The organism is Janthinobacterium longum (assembly GCF_051380735.1).
Taxonomy (GTDB): domain Bacteria; phylum Pseudomonadota; class Gammaproteobacteria; order Burkholderiales; family Burkholderiaceae_D; genus Janthinobacterium.
In genome coordinates this window covers 215,032-231,109 of record NZ_JBNYXQ010000002.1, presented here as the reverse complement: position 1 = coordinate 231,109, position 16,078 = coordinate 215,032, and the positions used below count along the sequence as shown (strand labels likewise).

Annotated in this window: 11 protein-coding genes; 2 read left to right on the top strand and 9 right to left on the bottom strand. The window is 62.1% G+C overall.

Annotated features, from left to right (window positions below; genetic code table 11):
* Positions 1-13: 13 nt before the first annotated feature.
* Together ACQ4WM_RS09315 and ACQ4WM_RS09310 are read right to left on the bottom strand one after the other, a co-directional pair.
* A complete protein-coding gene (locus ACQ4WM_RS09315; RefSeq protein WP_436546424.1) occupies positions 14-1,186 on the bottom strand; it encodes a Fic family protein in 1,173 nt (390 codons plus the stop codon).
* Between the two features lie 186 nt (positions 1,187-1,372).
* Positions 1,373-3,070: a methyl-accepting chemotaxis protein gene (locus tag ACQ4WM_RS09310; protein WP_436546669.1), complete on the bottom strand. Its 1,698-nt coding sequence runs from the start codon at positions 3,068-3,070 to the stop codon at positions 1,373-1,375.
* A gap of 186 nt (positions 3,071-3,256) precedes the next feature.
* Between ACQ4WM_RS09310 and ACQ4WM_RS09305 the strand changes: the two genes are divergently transcribed.
* Together ACQ4WM_RS09305 and pepF are read left to right on the top strand one after the other, a co-directional pair.
* Entirely contained in the window at positions 3,257-4,582 is a 1,326-nt protein-coding gene (locus ACQ4WM_RS09305) for an amidohydrolase (protein ID WP_436546423.1), read from the top strand.
* Between the two features lie 111 nt (positions 4,583-4,693).
* Positions 4,694-6,577 (top strand): oligoendopeptidase F, encoded by a 1,884-nt coding sequence (gene pepF / locus ACQ4WM_RS09300; RefSeq protein ID WP_436546422.1) that lies wholly within the window; start codon positions 4,694-4,696, stop codon positions 6,575-6,577.
* 67 nt (positions 6,578-6,644) lie between these two features.
* Here pepF and kefC read toward each other — a convergent pair whose 3' ends face one another.
* The 7 genes from kefC to ACQ4WM_RS09265 all read right to left on the bottom strand — a co-directional run bounded on the left by kefC (position 6,645) and on the right by ACQ4WM_RS09265 (position 16,031).
* Positions 6,645-8,465, bottom strand: a complete 1,821-nt coding sequence (gene kefC, locus ACQ4WM_RS09295; RefSeq protein ID WP_436546421.1) for a glutathione-regulated potassium-efflux system protein KefC — start codon at positions 8,463-8,465, stop codon at positions 6,645-6,647.
* 84 nt (positions 8,466-8,549) lie between these two features.
* Positions 8,550-9,122, bottom strand: a complete 573-nt coding sequence (locus ACQ4WM_RS09290; protein ID WP_436546420.1) for an SRPBCC family protein — start codon at positions 9,120-9,122, stop codon at positions 8,550-8,552.
* Positions 9,119-9,700 carry a dual specificity protein phosphatase family protein gene (locus ACQ4WM_RS09285; RefSeq protein ID WP_436546419.1) on the bottom strand — a complete coding sequence of 194 codons (582 nt, stop codon included), beginning with the start codon at positions 9,698-9,700 and terminating at the stop codon, positions 9,119-9,121. The genes ACQ4WM_RS09290 and ACQ4WM_RS09285 overlap by 4 nt, the downstream gene beginning before the upstream one ends.
* Entirely contained in the window at positions 9,697-10,179 is a 483-nt protein-coding gene (locus ACQ4WM_RS09280) for a hypothetical protein (RefSeq protein ID WP_436546418.1), read from the bottom strand. Before ACQ4WM_RS09280 ends, ACQ4WM_RS09285 begins: the two co-directional genes overlap by 4 nt.
* Positions 10,176-11,324: an MGDG synthase family glycosyltransferase gene (locus ACQ4WM_RS09275; protein WP_436546417.1), complete on the bottom strand. Its 1,149-nt coding sequence runs from the start codon at positions 11,322-11,324 to the stop codon at positions 10,176-10,178. The genes ACQ4WM_RS09280 and ACQ4WM_RS09275 overlap by 4 nt, the downstream gene beginning before the upstream one ends.
* Positions 11,325-11,404: 80 nt before the next feature.
* Positions 11,405-13,180 (bottom strand): M14 family metallopeptidase, encoded by a 1,776-nt coding sequence (locus ACQ4WM_RS09270; RefSeq protein WP_436546416.1) that lies wholly within the window; start codon positions 13,178-13,180, stop codon positions 11,405-11,407.
* 127 nt (positions 13,181-13,307) lie between these two features.
* On the bottom strand, positions 13,308-16,031 hold the full coding sequence (locus tag ACQ4WM_RS09265) for a TonB-dependent receptor plug domain-containing protein (RefSeq protein WP_436546415.1): 2,724 nt from the start codon (positions 16,029-16,031) through the stop codon (positions 13,308-13,310).
* Positions 16,032-16,078 lie beyond the last annotated feature (47 nt).

The following is a 16,078-nucleotide window of genomic DNA, read 5'->3' as shown; positions in this document are numbered from 1 at the left end:
ATGGCGCCGCTGGCTAGTCGACCGGTAAATTCACTTCCGGATACAGATTTGGAAAAAGCATGCCGAGAGCATCGAGCGGCAGGCCAAAGCGAACCGGCCCATAAGGAGAGTCGCTGAGCAACAAGCGATCGGCCAGGAGTTTGGATAATAGCGTGCGTGCGCTGCGCTCACCGAGCCCTGTCATCTGTGCAAATTCTCCGCGTGTCACGGGCCCCAAGGCGAAGACATGGATCAATGGCAAGATTGCCTCGCGCCTGATCGCCTTTTCCTGTGCCGAGCGGAAAACAACCAGCGCCTCGACGCGTTGTTTGATGCCATCCAGGGCCAGCATTCTGGACATATAGGCAGCCTGATCATCGCAAATACCAAGAAAATACCTGACCCATTCAAGCAACCCTATTGCACTCAGATTACCCCGCCCATCAAGATCACCGCGACGCGGCGAGTCCGCATTTTGCAACGCTACATAATAATCTTCGGTCGAGCGTGCAAAGCCACAGCTTGGAGACCACAATCCTCCTGACAACTTCCAGAGAGCGCAATGACTTTGCAGCCGGATAGCCCTGCCATTGCCATCCAGGAAAGGATGGACCCAGGCTACACGGTGATGGGCGCAAGCTGCTGAAATCAGCAGGCGCTCCCAACCACGTGATGCCCCGTAAACCTCATCCATTCTTTTCAGGAACACCGGCAAAGCGGATGCTATCGGCGGAATATACCTGCCGACCCGTACATCACGTAATCTGAGCTGGCCGGGAACGATGACCTCGCCATCGTCCGATAAGCGATCACTGGGCTCCAATCGTTCATATAGCGCACGATGCGCCTCGATCAGAAATGATGAATCGAGTGCCGATCTGTCACCAATCTGTTGTTCCAATGCTTGCTCTGCGCCGATATGCGCCATCGCAATCCGTTGCAGCCGCGCTTCAGCGGGTTGACGGGAAAAATCGTTATGCAATGCGCGTTCGATATTGTATGGATGAGTACTTTGACCCTCGATCCGATTGCTGTAATACGAATTCATTTTGCGAACAAGTTCACGTAGTGTGGTTCTTGTCGTTTCATGAACGGCAGAGCGCAATATGATCGAAGACTCAACAATCTTCTGTGCCAGCGGAAAAATTTCTTCCAACTGACGATCACTCAGCGAGGTGGGCTCGAATTGAAATGGAGAGTCAAACATTTTTGCCGCCCTGATTGCCGGTTTAAATCGATCACAAGCCTTTGATTATATAGATTTTTTTATACAGTATATAAAAATTCCATGAATTTTTTTGCCGCCCTGTTTGCCGCCTTGTAGAGCGTTATCTGGCTGGCCAGATAACATCATGCATGGCGCCATCCTTGCGATGACGCCATGCTGATTGCCTTAAAACTCTTCCCAGTCGTCATTTGCCAGCGCTTTAGCCGCTGGCAATTTTTTTGGCGATACCGCCGTGCTGCGGGCGGCCACACGGGCTGCCGGCGCGGCCGCGCGTGCCGTGGTGGCCGCTGCCGGACGGCGCAGCAGGCCCGCCTGTTCGCGCAACTTGAACACGCTGACCACCTGCGCCAGGCCGGTGGCCTGGTCCTGCAGCGAACCGGCGGCCGCGGCCGCTTCTTCCACCAGGGCCGCATTTTGCTGGGTCACATGATCCATTTGCGCAATCGCCTGGTTGACCTGCTCGATGCCATGCGTCTGCTCGGTGCTGGCGCTGGAGATTTCGCCGATGATGTCGGTCACGCGCTTGACGCTGGAGACCACCTCTTCCATCGTTGCGCCGGCCTGGTCGACCAGCCTGGCGCCCACGCCAACCTTGCTGACCGAGTCGTCGATCAGGCCCTTGATTTCCTTGGCCGCCTGGCTGGACCGCTGTGCCAGGTTGCGCACTTCAGACGCCACCACCGCAAAGCCGCGGCCCTGCTCGCCGGCGCGCGCCGCTTCCACCGCCGCGTTCAGCGCCAGAATATTGGTTTGAAAAGCGATGCCGTCGATAACGCTGATGATGTCGACGATCTTGCGCGACGACTCGTTGATCGCGCCCATGGTGGCCACCACTTCGGCCACCACCGAACCGCCACGGCTGGCGATGCCGGCCGCCGTGATGGCCAGCTGGTTGGCCTGGCGCGCATTGTCGGCGTTCTGCTTGACGGTGCCGGTCAGCTCTTCCATCGACGAAGCGGTCTCTTCCAGCGAGCCTGCCTGCTGCTCGGTGCGCGACGACAAGTCCAGGTTGCCGGCCGCGATCTCGCTCGAGGCGGTGGCGATGCTGTCGGTGCCGCTCCTCACCTGGCTGACGATGTCCACCAGATTGTTGTTCATATTGCCCAGCGCCGTCAGCAGCGCGCCCATTTCATCTTTTGCGGTGGTGGCGACGCTGTGCGTCAGGTCGCCGGCGGCCACGGTTTCGGCCAGCGCCAGCGCCTGGCGCAGGGGGCGCGTGATGCCGGTGGTCAGCAGCCATGAACACAAGGCGCCAAACACCAGTGCGAACAGGGTCAGCATGATGATGACATTGGTGTCATGCACGGCTGCGGCGTCGATCTGCCTGGCGGTGGTGTCAATGCTGGTGCGCTGCATGGTTACCAGTTCCTGCAGCAAGTCCTGGTAGACCTTGGCCGCCGGCGTAAACGCGCTGTCGAGGATTTTTGCCGCACCCTCGACGTCGCCGTCGGCCTTGGCCTTGACGGCGCCGTCGCGCGAGGCGCTGTACAGCTTGCGCTGTTCGAGGATTTTCGCGAACAGCGCTTTTTCCTGCTCGCCCGAAATCAAAGGTTCGATCTGCTTGAGCAGTTCGGCGGCGCGCTTGACGGAGGCGGCCGAGTCTTCCTTGAAGTACGGTCCCAGTGCCGGGTCGCTGCTCTTGACGATGGCGGCAGTGCGGCGGATCGACGCGAAGTTCAAGCCATACCAGTCGGTAATCAGGCGTTCCTTGGTCAGCGGTTCGGCCATCATGGCGCGCGTCGAGGTGGCCACTTCCTGGAGGCGCCATACGCCGACGGTGGCAATCACGACCGTCATGGCCAGGATCAGGACAAAGCCGATGCCCAGGCGTTTGCCGATCTTGATATTTGCGATAAAACTCATCATGTTTTTTCTCTGAATTAGTGCTTCGTGGATATATTTAATTCCATATGGAATTTTTTATATTACAGATTATACATTATTGAAATAAATTCAGCTAATTTATTGATTTTGAGAAATGTTTCTGTTAAGTTAAAAAACTACCTCAGCAACAGCCGGCGCGCCGCGCCCTCAATTCAAAAGAAACCTATGAAATTTCGCGCATTACAGATCACAAAAATCGCCCTCGCCACCACCCTCCTCGCCAACGGCGCGAGCCATGCCGCAGCCCTGCCGCCGGCCATCGCCGCCCAGCTCAACGCCAACACGCCTGCCGTCGAGGCGCTGTACCTGGACCTGCACCGCAACCCGGAACTGGCGTTCCAGGAAGTGGAAACGGCCAAAAAACTGGCAGAAAAAGTAAAAGCGCTGGGCTTCGAGGTCACCACCGGCGTCGGCGGCACCGGCGTAGTCGCCATTCTGCGCAACGGTCACGGCCCGGTGGTGATGCTGCGCACCGAGATCGACGCCCTGCCCGTGCTGGAAAAAACCGGCCTGCCGTTTGCCAGCAGCGTGGTCACCAAAAACACCGCCGGCGACACCGTGCCCGTCATGCATGCCTGCGGCCACGATGTCCATATGTCGGCCTGGTATGGCAGCGCCAAGCTGATGGCGGATAACCGCAAGCACTGGAGCGGCACCCTGATGCTGGTCGGCCAGCCGGCCGAGGAACCGCTGCTGGGCGCGGCCGCCATGCTGAAGGACGGCTTGTTTACGCGCTTCCCGAAACCGGACTATGCGCTGTCCTTCCATGACGAAGCGACCCTGCCATCGGGCACCGTGGGCTACCACGCCGGCTACTTCCGCGCCGCCGCCGACACCATCAGCATCACCGTGTATGGCCAGGGCGGCCACGGCGCAGCGCCGCACGACACGCGCGACCCGGTGGTGATGGCTGCGCGCATCGTGCTGGCGCTGCAAACCCTGGTTTCGCGCGAAAACAATCCGATGGACCCGGTAGTCATTACCGTCGGCAGCATCCATGGCGGCACGCAGGCCAATATCGTGCCCGACCAGGTGACCATGCAGCTGACCGTGCGCACCTTCAAGGACGCCGTGCGCAAGCGCGTACTGGCCAGCATCGCGCGCGAAGTCAAGGGCGAAGCGTTTGCCGCCGGCGCGCCGAAGGAACCCCTGGTGGAAGTGCGCCCGGGCACGGACGCCGTATACAACGACCCGGAGCTGACCATGCGCATGGTGGGCACCTTGCAAAAATCGCTGGGCGCGGCGCAGGTGGTGGAAATGCCGGCCAAGATGACCTCGGAAGACTTTGCCAACTATGGCCAGGCCGGTGCCAAAGCCGTGCTGCTGCATATAGGCGCAGTGGAACCGGCCAGGCTGGCAGCGGCCAAGGCCAGCGGCAAGCCATTGGCCGGGCCGCACTCGCCGCAATGGGCGCCCGAGTACCAGCCCACCATCAAGGCGGCGATCACGGCGGAAACGTCCATCCTGCTCGACCTGCTGGGCAAAAAGTAAGCCATGCCGGCGCCGGGGCAGGCTGCTACTGCGCTGCTCCGCTGCGCCATCTTGCTGTAAAGTGGGCGCGCTGCATGCCGCCCCCTTGAACCCGGATATGGAATGGATAGTATGACGACCTTCAAACGCCCCGCCCTGACCCTGCTGGCCCTCAGTTTCGCCCTCGCCACCGCTTTTTCCGCCGCCCCCGCCATCGCGCAGGCCGATACCGTCGCCGACCGCTGGGACCTGAGCGCTCTGTACCAGGACGATGCCGCCTTCAACGCCGATGCCACGCAGCTCGATGCGCAATTGAAGCAGCTGGCTGCTTGCCGCGGCCAGCTGGGCGCTTCGGCGGCCCGCCTGAAATCCTGCCTGGACCTGTATGCCGAGGCGCGCAAGCGGGTAGGCCGCCTGACTTCGTACGCGTCGCAGTACTACGACCAGGATACGGGCGACAGCAAGGGCAATCAGCTGAACCAGCGCGCCGCCCTGCTGGGCAACGGCTTTGCGCAGGCCACCACGTTTATCCAGCCAGATATCCTGGCGCTGGGCAGCAAACGCATCGACGCCCTGCTGGCAAAAGACAAGGGCTTGCAGCTGTACCGCTTCCAGTTGACCAGCATGCTGCGCAATGCGCCGCACACGCTCGACGGCGCGGGCGAACAATTGCTGGCGCAGTTCGGCCTGGCGACCCGCTCGGCTGCCAGCGTCTACCGTACCCTGGCCAATTCGGAAGTGCCGTGGCCGACCGTCAAGCTGTCAAACGGCAAGCAAGTGCGGCTCGACCAGGCAGCCTACACGAAGTATCGCGGCGACGACAACCGCGACGACCGCAAGCTGGTATTCGACACCTTTTTCGGCAAGTGGAAAGACTACGAGCGCACCTTTGGCGAAACCCTGTACGGCCAGCTGAAGACTGACGCCGCCTATGCGAAAGTGCGCCACTATGCCGATTCGCAAAGCGCCGCACTCGACTCGGACAACCTGCCGCCGGCCGTCTACCAGACCCTGATCGCGCAAACCAATGCCAACCTGCCTACCCTGCACCGCTACTTCAAGCTGCGCGCGCGCATGCTGGGCGTGACCGACCTGGCCTATTACGACATCTATGCGCCGCTGATGAAAAGCGAGCGCACCTTCCCGCTGGCCGAAGGCAAGCGCATGATGCTGGCCTCGGTCGCACCGCTGGGACCGGACTATGTCAACGCCCTGACGGCGGCGGCCAACGCGCGCTGGATGGACGTGTACCCGCGCCCGCGCAAGGCGGCCGGCGCCTACATGAATGGCGAAGCGTATGACGTGCACCCCTTCGTGCTGCTCAATTACACCGACAACTACGAAGCCGTCAGCACCCTGACCCACGAATGGGGCCACGCCATGCACTCGGTGCTGGCCAACAAGGCGCAGCCGTCGATCTACGCGCCGTACAGCATTTTTGTGGCGGAAATCGCCTCGACCACCAATGAGGCGCTGCTGCTCGAACATCAGCTGAGCGTGGCGAAGGATGACGACGAGCGCCTGCTGTACCTGGGCGCGGCGCTGGAAGGCCTGCGCGGCACCTTCTTCCGCCAGGCCATGTTCGCCGAATTCGAGGCGGCCATCCACGGCAAGGTCGACAAGGGCGAGTCGCTGACGGGCGAACAGATGACGGCCATCTATGCCGACATCCTCAAGCGCTACCACGGCGAAGCACAGGGCGTGATGAAGATCGATCCGGCCTACGCGCTGGAATGGGCCTATGTGCCGCACTTCTACAACGGCTTCTATGTGTTCCAGTACGCCACCTCGATCGCGGCGGCGCAGGACTTTGCACAGCGCATCCTGGCCAAGGAGCCGGGCGCGCTGCAGGCCTACCTGAAGATGCTCGGTTCCGGTGGCTCGGCCTATCCGTATGAGCTGGTGAAAGCGGCCGGAGTCGACCTGGCCACGCCGAAACCCTACCAGGCGCTGGTGGCGCGCATGAACAGCATCATGGACCGCATCGAGGCGATCGAGAGCAAGCGCGGGAAATAAAAAACCCAACGACTTGACTGCTGGGGTCAGACCCTCAATGCCGCTAACTCAGAGGCTTGAGCTAACGCTAGCGGGGGTCTGACCCCGGAATTTCCGCTTCCGCAGCTGCGAAAGCCACGGCATCGCTCTCGAACATGTCTTCCAGTTCCTCGCGCGCCTTGCGCGTGAGTGACATCACTTTTTGCTGGTCCTGGAAGTGCGGCGCCACGTCGAGCAGGGTCTTCAGGTTATGCGTGCGGAAGATGGCGGCCGCGCGCCCGGCACGCTCGGCGCTGAAGCCGGCCTGGCGCAAGGTCTGCTCGCCCAGCAGCAGTGCGGCGGCAAACGTCTCGCGCTCGATCAGGGTCACGCCCCGGTTCATCAATTCATAGTAATGCGTAACGTTGCGCGCACGCGCCAGGATGGTCAGGTGCGGCAGGCGCAAACGCACGGCGTCGACCAGCGCCAGGCTGTCGTCGACATCATCGATGGCGATCACCAGCGCTTTCGCCTTTTCAATCCCGGCCGCCACCAGCAGGTCGACCCGCGTGGCGTCGCCATAAAACACCTTGAAGCCGAACTTGCGCAGCAGGTCGATCTGGTCCGGGTCGTGATCGAGCACCGTCACGCCGATCTTGTTGGCAGCCAGCAGGCGGCCGATGATCTGGCCGAAGCGGCCGAAGCCGGCGATCATGATGGGATTGTCCTGCGCTTCCATGGTGTCGTCGGGACGGCGTTTTTTATCGCTGCGCAGGCGCGGCGCCACCAGCTTGTCGTGCAACAGCAGCAGCAAGGGCGTGGCCACCATCGACAAGGTGACCACCACCACCAGCAAGGCAGAGGTTTCGGGCGTGAACACGTGCGCGGCCAGCGCGGTGGCGAACACCACGAAGGCGAATTCGCCCCCTTGTGACAGCAGCAGCGCAAAGAACAGTTGCTGGCCGCGCGGGATATCGAACAGTCTGGACAGGCCATACAGCAGCGCAATCTTGATCACCAGCAGGCCCGCCACCAGCGCCAGGATCAGCAGCGGCTGGGCGCGCAGCACGCCAAAGTCGACCGACATGCCGACCGCAATGAAGAAAAGGCCCAGCAGCAGCCCCTTGAACGGTTCGAGGTCGCTGATCAGTTCATGCCGGTATTGCGAATCGGCCAGCAGCACGCCGGCGACAAAGGTTCCCAGCGCCATCGACAGGCCCACCGATTCCATCAGCACGCAGATGGCGATCACCAGCATCAGCGCAAAAGCGGTGAAAATTTCGCGCAATTCCGTCCTGGCGATGAAACGCAGGATCGGGTTGACCAGGAAGCGGCCTGCCACCACCAGGGCGGCCAGCACGGCCACCAGTTTCAGCACGCGCAGCCAGCCCGGCACATCGCTGTGGGTGGCCAGGCCGCCAAGCAGCGGTACCAGCGCGATCATCGGGATGGCGGCAATATCCTGGAACAGCAAAATGGAAAAGCCGGCCGAGCCGGCCGGCGTCGACATCAGCTTGCGTTCGCCCAAAGTGGCCAGCACGATCGCGGTCGACGACAGCGACAAGCCCAAAGCCCCCACCAGCGCCGTGCGCCAGTCCACGCCAAACGCCATGGCGCCGGCGCACAGGCCCGCGCTGACCACCACCACCTGCGCCCCGCCCCAGCCGAAGATGGGCCGGCGCAGCAGCCAGAGCCGTTTTGGCTCCAGCTCCAGCCCGATCAGGAACATCAGCAGCACCACGCCGAACTCGGAAAAACTGAGGATCACGTCGACATTGTTGATCAGGCCAAAGCCCCACGGCCCGATGGCGACGCCGGCCACCAGGTAGCCCAGCACGGCGCCCATGCCCAGGCGCTTGGCCAGCGGCACCATAACGATGGCGGCGACCAGGTAAAACAGGATATTGAGTAAAAAGCTGTGGTGTTCCATGCGAATTCCGGTAAAACGTGACTGGAAGCGCAATCATGCCTGAACTTGCCTCCGGCGTAACCGAGCCGAAGGCCAGGCCCGCCGCTATTTTTTTACGGCCACGCGTGCGCGCAGCGCATCGAACATTTTCGGGATGCTGTCGCGGCTCATGCTGTCAACGATCCAGCCCAGCCCCATCGGTACCGGACCGGGATCGGTGTACACCTGGTATTTGATGGTGGTGCCTTGCGCAAGCTGCGGGTCGGGCGACAACTGCCAGTAGCCGCTGGTGTCCGCGATGGTATCCTCGGTTTTCACGCCTTCCATCGGCACCAGTTTCCAGGCCAGCTGGCAGGAAGCATCGGTGACTTTCGGCGTCATCTTCAGGCGGTACTGCTTGATTTTCCCCATCGGCAGCTTCAAGGTGACGTCAATCAGCGAGGCGCCGCCGCCGGCGGGAGCGACCTTGATCTTGTCCACATTCGGCATGAACTGCGGGTAGCCGGCAAAATCCTGGATCGCTGCACACACCGTTGCGACACTGGCCGGCACGGTGGTGCTGGCGGCAAAGGTCTTGCCGGGCGCACCGGGTTTGCTGATATCGACCAGGTTGACAGCAGGCGCGGCCAGGCTGGCCAGAGGGCAGCAGGCGGCCAGCAGGAGCAGCAAGGTCTTCATGGTTTATCCTGTTCGATCTGTGCGCGGATGGCTTCCACGTCAACGCGCTTGAGGTATTTTTCTATATTTCTCCACACCGCGTGATAGCCATAACCGCCGTTTTTCAGTTCGTCGATGGCCTTTTCGCGCGGCCAGGCCTGGTACAGCATGCGGTACATGGCCGTCATCATGCCGGTACGGTCGGCGCCGTGCAGGCAATGCAGCAGCACCGGGCCATCCTGTTCGGCAGCGCGGATGCTGCGCATGGCTTCGATCACGTGGCGGTCGCGGATGGCCCAGGTATTGATGGGAATGCGCACGGTGCGGATGCCGCTGTCCTTCAACACTTCGGTATCCGAATGAAACGAGCGCAGGCTGATCACGGTTTTCACCCCCAGCGCCTGCAGCTGCTTCACGTCGGCCCGGTCCAGCATGGCGCTGCGGTACAGCACCGGCGTGACCTGGTGCAGGTTCGACACATGCGGCATCGGCGTGGCCCAGTCGGGGTTGCGCGCGGGCGAGTCGGGCGCCTGTGCGCCGGCCGGCATCATCATCAGGCCGAACGACAGCGCCAGCAGCATCGCGGGAATCGAGTTCATGATTTTCTCCTGTATGAAAAGAACAGCAGCACGCTGGCCACCAGCAGCGAGACCCAGTAATCGGTCGGTGCAAACCACAGCCAGTGCTTGTGCCAGGCGATATGCGCCGGGCTGAAATGCGCCACGCCGTAGGCGGGGTTCATGACAAACCACAGATAGTCTTCGACCACCCAGAACAGCATGATGCAGCCGATGGCGCGCGCTTCCAGGCGCCAAGACCATTGCGCCAGGAATAGCAGCGGAAAATGAAAGAACAGCGCCACAAACGGAAATACCCAGGCGTGATAGCCCGTCATCGGCCGGCCGCCCCAGAAGATATCGAGCAGCCAGTGGTGTTCGATGCGCCAGGTGGGCAGGTTGGCGGCCCAGCCGGCCGCGCCTTCGATCTGGATCTCCACCTGTGCGAAAAACAGACCCAGCAAGCAGACCCAGGCCACGGTCAACGCGATCTGCCACGGTTTGACCACGGTGCTCTTCATGCCTGCGTTCCCAGCACTTGCCCCAGGACGTCGATCGCAGCGCCCGGACGGCCCAGTGCCAGCGCTTTTTCGTGCATCGATTGCAGCTGTTCAGGGTGGTCCAGCAGATGGCGCACGCGGTATTCCAGGGTCACGCCATCGAAGGCTTTAAGGGCCACGCCCTGTTCCAGCAGATAGTCGGCATTGCGCTCTTCCTGGCCGGGAATCGGCGAATTGACGATCATCGGCAGGCCCAGCGCCAGGCATTCGGACGTCGTCAGGCCGCCCGGCTTGGTGATCACCAGGTCGGCGCAGGCCATCAGCCGTTCCACTTCGCTGGTAAAGCCCTGCGCCAGCAGGCGGCCAGGGTATTGCGCGGCCAGCTTTTGCAGCGCCGCCAGCGCCGCCGCGTTTTTCCCGGCCAAAACGATCAGCTGGAAGTCGCCCGCCAGCGCCAGCAGGCGCGCAGCGATCGTGTCGAGGCTGCCGAGGCCAGCACCGCCGCCCATCAGCAAAATGGTTTTGCGGGCAGGGTCCAGTCCGAATGCCTGCGCACACTGCGTGCGGTCCAGCGCCTTGGCAAAGGCCGGCATGACGGGGATGCCCGTCACATGGATGCGCTCGGCCGCAATGCCTTCGTGGCGCATGCGGAACGCCACTTCGTCGGTGGCGGCAAAATAGCCCTGCATATGATCATGCACCCACATGCGGTGCAGGTCGAAGTCAGTCACCTGCACCCATACCGGGCAGGCCAGCTGGTGTTCGCGCAAGGCGCGCGACAGCAGTTCGGCCGGCAGGAAGTGGGTGCAGACGATGGCGTCGGGCGCAAAGGCGGCGATCTTTGCCATCAGGGCGCGCGTGTTGAGGCGCTCGACACCACGCCGCAAACGCTGCATGGTGCTGTCTTTCGGCGCATCATTGGTGGCGTGGTACAGATAGCCCCACAGCGCAGGCGCCTTGTTGACCAGCTTGATATAAAAATCCGTGTACATCTTGCGAAATGCGGGCGTGACGAACTCCATCACATCGAGATGGCTGGCGATGGCGCGCGGCCCCTGGCCATTATCCTGCGCGGCATAGGCTTCGATGGCCTGCGCCGCGCGCATATGGCCGGCGCCGGCCGACACGCTGAGGATCAGGATTTTTTTCGGTGTAATGTGCAGCATGCGCTGGCGCTCCATGGAAGCCCGCTTGTCGGGAAAGCAGGCACAATAGCATTTTCAAGCAAGGACATCGCGCACAGCGCTTATTTCAGCGCCGGCGCCACATTGACGCGCATGACCGGATACAAGTTCAACCGCTCATCCCACGAGGCATGGCGGCGCGCGAAAAACGCCAGCCGCGCTTTCGGGTTGCTCGCAAAGGCCGGGTCGGCGGCCAGCTTCTGGCGGAACTGTGCCGCCAGCGCCGGGTCGGCCGCCAGCTGGGCGCGGGCCACGTCTTCGGCCACATAGTCTTCCATGTATTCTTTCGCTTCGTAGGCCGTGTTGAAACTGCCCCAGGCCTGCAGCGAATCGGGCGCGCGCGGCTCCAGCAGGGCCAGCACCAGGCGTGCCTTGGGCTGGTTCACCGGCACATACAGGGCGCCGGCGCCGATGGTGCGCGCTTCAACTGTCCATTCGCCCGTCACCTGCGCCGTCTGCCGGCCTTCGAACGATTGCGCGCCGAATTTCACGCTGCTGGCGCGGAAGGTTTCGACTGCCTGGTTGGCCAGCGCCGTGCGCAGCACCTGGTACTGCACGCCATGCTGGCGCAGCTTGTCCGCCACCATGGCGGCATGAAAGGCCGGCACCAGATAGCCGGCCTTTGGCGCCGTCACCTGCAAGTCGGGCACAATCTCGTCGCGCAGCGGCACCGTCCACAGCTGCGGCGTGGTCTCGTCATAGCGCGTCATCAGGGCCCCGGAAATGTCGGACGGCGTGCGCGTGTAGGCGTAGCCGCGAAAGTCGATCATGCGGCTTTTGTCGGTGGTTTTATAGCTGAGCGGCACGCTGGCGCCGGCAAGTTGCTGCGCACGCGCGTCGGCCGCCAGCGCGGTGTCGCGCCAGGCGGCGCCGTGCTGCGCCACTTGCTCCAGCAGCGAGACGATGGTGTTGCGCGTGATGCGCACGCGGGTCGGGTAGTCCTTCCACGAATGGGTTTCCACCAGCACGCCGAAGCGGTTGCGCAGCTGGAAGTAGCCGTGCGAAAAACGCGGGTTCGGCGCGCCGTCGACAAAGCCCGATTGCGGATTGTCTTCTTCGGCAAACGAGATATAAAACGGTTTCGGGTCCGAGCCCTGTTTTGCCAGGTCGGCCAGCACGCCGTCGCGCAAGGCAGTCCCCGCCTGGCGCAGTGCCACATCGCCCGTGTGCACGGGTTCGACCTGGATCGAGATATCGGGTTCGAACTTGGCGCCATCGGTGACGTGCAGGTCGACATAGGCCAACGGGTCCCAGGCGTTCACCAGCGCCAGCATCTGCTGCATTTCGGGCGCGTCGGCCTTCATGTAGTCGCGGTTCAGATTGTAGTTTTGCGCCGTGCTGCGCCAGCCCATTTCCACCGGGCCGCGCTGGTTCGGGCGGTTCCACTGGCCAAAGCGCTCGTGGCCGTCGATATTAAATACTGGCACGAACAGCAGCACCTGTTTGTCGAGCGCGCCGGGCGCTGCCTTGCCATCGAGGATTTCGCGCAGCGCCAGGAACCCCGCATCCTTGCCATCGATTTCACCGGCATGGATGCCACCCTGCACCAGCAGCACCGGCAGCTTGCGGCGCGCCGCCTCCTGCGCGCTCAAGGCGCCTGTGTTCGACACCGCCAGCGCCAGCATGGGCCGGCCCTCGGGCGTGCGGCCAAATTCGAAGCAGCGCACCTGCTTCGGATAGCGGGCCTGGAACTGTTTGCACAAGGTTTCCACTTCGGCGTAGCGGCCGGTGTTCAAAAAACCCGAGCGTTCGGCGATGGTGCTCAAGGGCGTGGTGGCGTGGACAGGCAGGGCAAAGGTGGACAACAAGGCGGCGGACAGCAGGGCGTGGCGTAGCATGGGCAAGGCTCCAACGGCAGATGGGAAGCGGGCAATTATAGAGTGTCATTTCCTGTGCGGCCTCAGCTTTTTTATTCACCCAACTACGTAAAGGCTGGGGTCAGACCCGACGGGTCTGACCCCGAAATCAGCTACCGAAGTGGTAATTGAATTCGATCCAGCCCTGGCGTCCGACCGGGCTGTAGTTACCGATCGGGTAGTACGGCCAGCCGCCGCTGCTGTCGCGCTTGATCTTGTCAAACACATTGTTGACGATTACCGACACGCTGGCGCGGTCGTTGATGCGGTAGACGCTGCTGATATTGGCCAGCGCCGTCGGCGTCAGGTAGCCGGTACCGGCGGAATTGGGCACCTTGCCGTAGCGGCTGACCAGCAAGGTGTTCGACCAGTCGCCCGCACCCCAGTTGACGCTCAGGTTCAGCTTGTCGGGCCAGTCCATATTCGTCAGCGATTTGGTTTCGTCAATCTCTTCGTCGCCCACGAACTGCTGCGACTTCTTGCTCAGCACCCTGGCGTAATTGGCCTTGAAGGCGAAGCGGCCATAATTCGTGGTGCGCAGCAGGTACTTGAGGCTGACGTCGATGCCGCTGCTGCTTTGCCTGGCGGCGTTGATCGGGTTGACGGTGATGGTCTTGATCTCGCCGGCCTTGTTCAGGGCCGTGGCCGGGTAGCGCTCGATGCGTCCCAGGGTATCGATGCAGGTCGGCGAATTGATGTCCGTCTTGCCCAGCCGGCAATCGGCTTCGTCGCGCAGCAGCTTGTCGTCGCTGAGGTTGGTTACCAGGTCATCGATCTTGATGTTCCAGTAATCGACCGACACATCGAAATTCGCGCTCGGCGACCAGACGGCGCCGATGCCGAAGGACTTGCCTTTTTCCGACTGCAGGTCGCGGCTGCCGTTCTGCACATAGTCGGCACCGGGCGACTTGTTGGCGAACTCGCAGGTCTCGATAGCCTGGCCGGTGGCGCCGCAGCGGTAGTAGTCGGTGGTGCTCGCATAGTAGCCGGTGCCCCGCGCCTGGTAGATATAGTTCATGTCCGGTGCGCGGAAGCTGGTGGCGTAGTTGGCGCGAAACAGCAGCTCGGGCGACGGGCGCAGTTCCAGCCCGCCGTTGTAGGTGAACTTGCCTTCCTTGCGGCCGGCAAAGCTGTAGCGGTCATAGCGGCCGGCCAGCGTGCCGGTCAGCTTTTCATGCAGCGGCAGATTCAGTTCGGCGCCCAACGCGGTGCGCGAGCGGGTGCCGGCCGTGACATCGGCACCGTTGGCCAGGTTGAAATAGCCTTGGTTGATACGCGAGTCGGGCGCGTTGCGGAAACCCTGCTTGCCCACCTCGGCGATCGTGGCGATCTTGGCCGTGCCGGCCGGCATCTGGAACAGGTCGCCATTGGTGGCCAGGCTGAGGGTATTGGTCCAGGCTTTGTCGTCGCTATTGGTGTAGTCGGTGATGCCGTTGAATTGTTCCGGCGTCAGGCGGCGCGACAAGCGTGCCGGGTCTGGCGCGTAGATCGCCACGCCATTGGCGTCAGTGCCCAGTCTGGGGCCCAGGAAAAAGCTGTCGATATTGGCGCGCATGCGCGGCGTGTGGCCTTCGCTCTTGTAGATCGAGGCGTTGTAGTTCGCTTCATACTGCCACGTGCTGGTGCCGGGTATGCGGCCCTTGGCGCCCAGGGACACGGCGGTGGCCAGGTCGTCCCAGCTGCGGTTGTAGCGCTGCACGCCACCGATTTCCTCGGGCGATATATAGCGCGACCACTCTTCGTAGCCACCCGTGTTCTGGTTCAAAAACGAACCGCCGTTCAGCGAGGCCGAGGTCCACGACGGGCCGCGCGTATTGTTGACGGTCTTGTTCTTGCCAAGCAAGAAGTCGGCAAACAGGGTGGTGTCGGCGTCAAGCTCGTAATTGGCGCTGCCGAACACGTTCTGGCTGCTGTTTTTGGTTTGCGTGGTCCAGTAGGTGGGCCGGGTTTTCGGGCTGGCGCAATAGCTGCCGTTTTTTGCCGTGTACTTGATGACGCTGCCGCCATACATGTCGCCAAAGTCATTGCAGGTATTGCCCAAGTCGACATAAGTACCGGACGTGCCGGGCTGCAAGGTGCGGCGCGAGGCGACGATGGTGGGCGTGCCCGAACGGCTGGACATGAAATCGCGGTCCATGCTCGACAAAGGGTCGCGCTCGCTCAGTTCCAGGCTGAACAGGGTATGGAGCTTGTCGAAGTTGCCGCCGCCCGTCAGCTGCACACGCTGGCTGGCCGCGCCGCCGCGCGAGGTGCCGCCGGCCTTGACGTTGATATCGAAGCCTTCGGCCTGTTTTTTCAGGATTACGTTGACCACGCCGGCGATCGCGTCCGAGCCATAGATGGCGGACGCGCCGCCGTTCAGGATCTCGATACGGTCAACGATGCTCGAGGGAATATTGGCCAGGTTGGTGAAATTGACGGCGCCGTCATAAGCGATCGGAAAATCGGCCAGGCGGCGCCCGTTCAGCAAAATCAGCGTATGGTTCGGGCCCAGGCCGCGCAGGCTGATAGTATTGGCCGATGGCGTAAAGGTATTGCCATAGTCTTCGCCCTGGGTAAAACCGCTGTTCTGCACCTGGTTGTTGAGCGCATCGAAAACGTTTTTATAACCCTGCTTGGTGATCTCGTCGCCAGTCAGGATGGTCACCGACGAAGGGCCCTCCAGGCTGGCGCGCGGGATGCGCGAACCGGTGACGACGACAGCCGGCGGGGTGGACGCCGGCTGGTTTTCCGCTGCGGGCGCTTGCGTTTGTGCGTACGCCTGCGATGTGGTACCGCCCAGCACGGCCAATACGGCCAGTGCCAGCGGGTGTAACTTGTGAACTTTGTGCATTGCTAAATATCTTGGAGGTAAGAAACCTCGCACGATATCAAAATGCC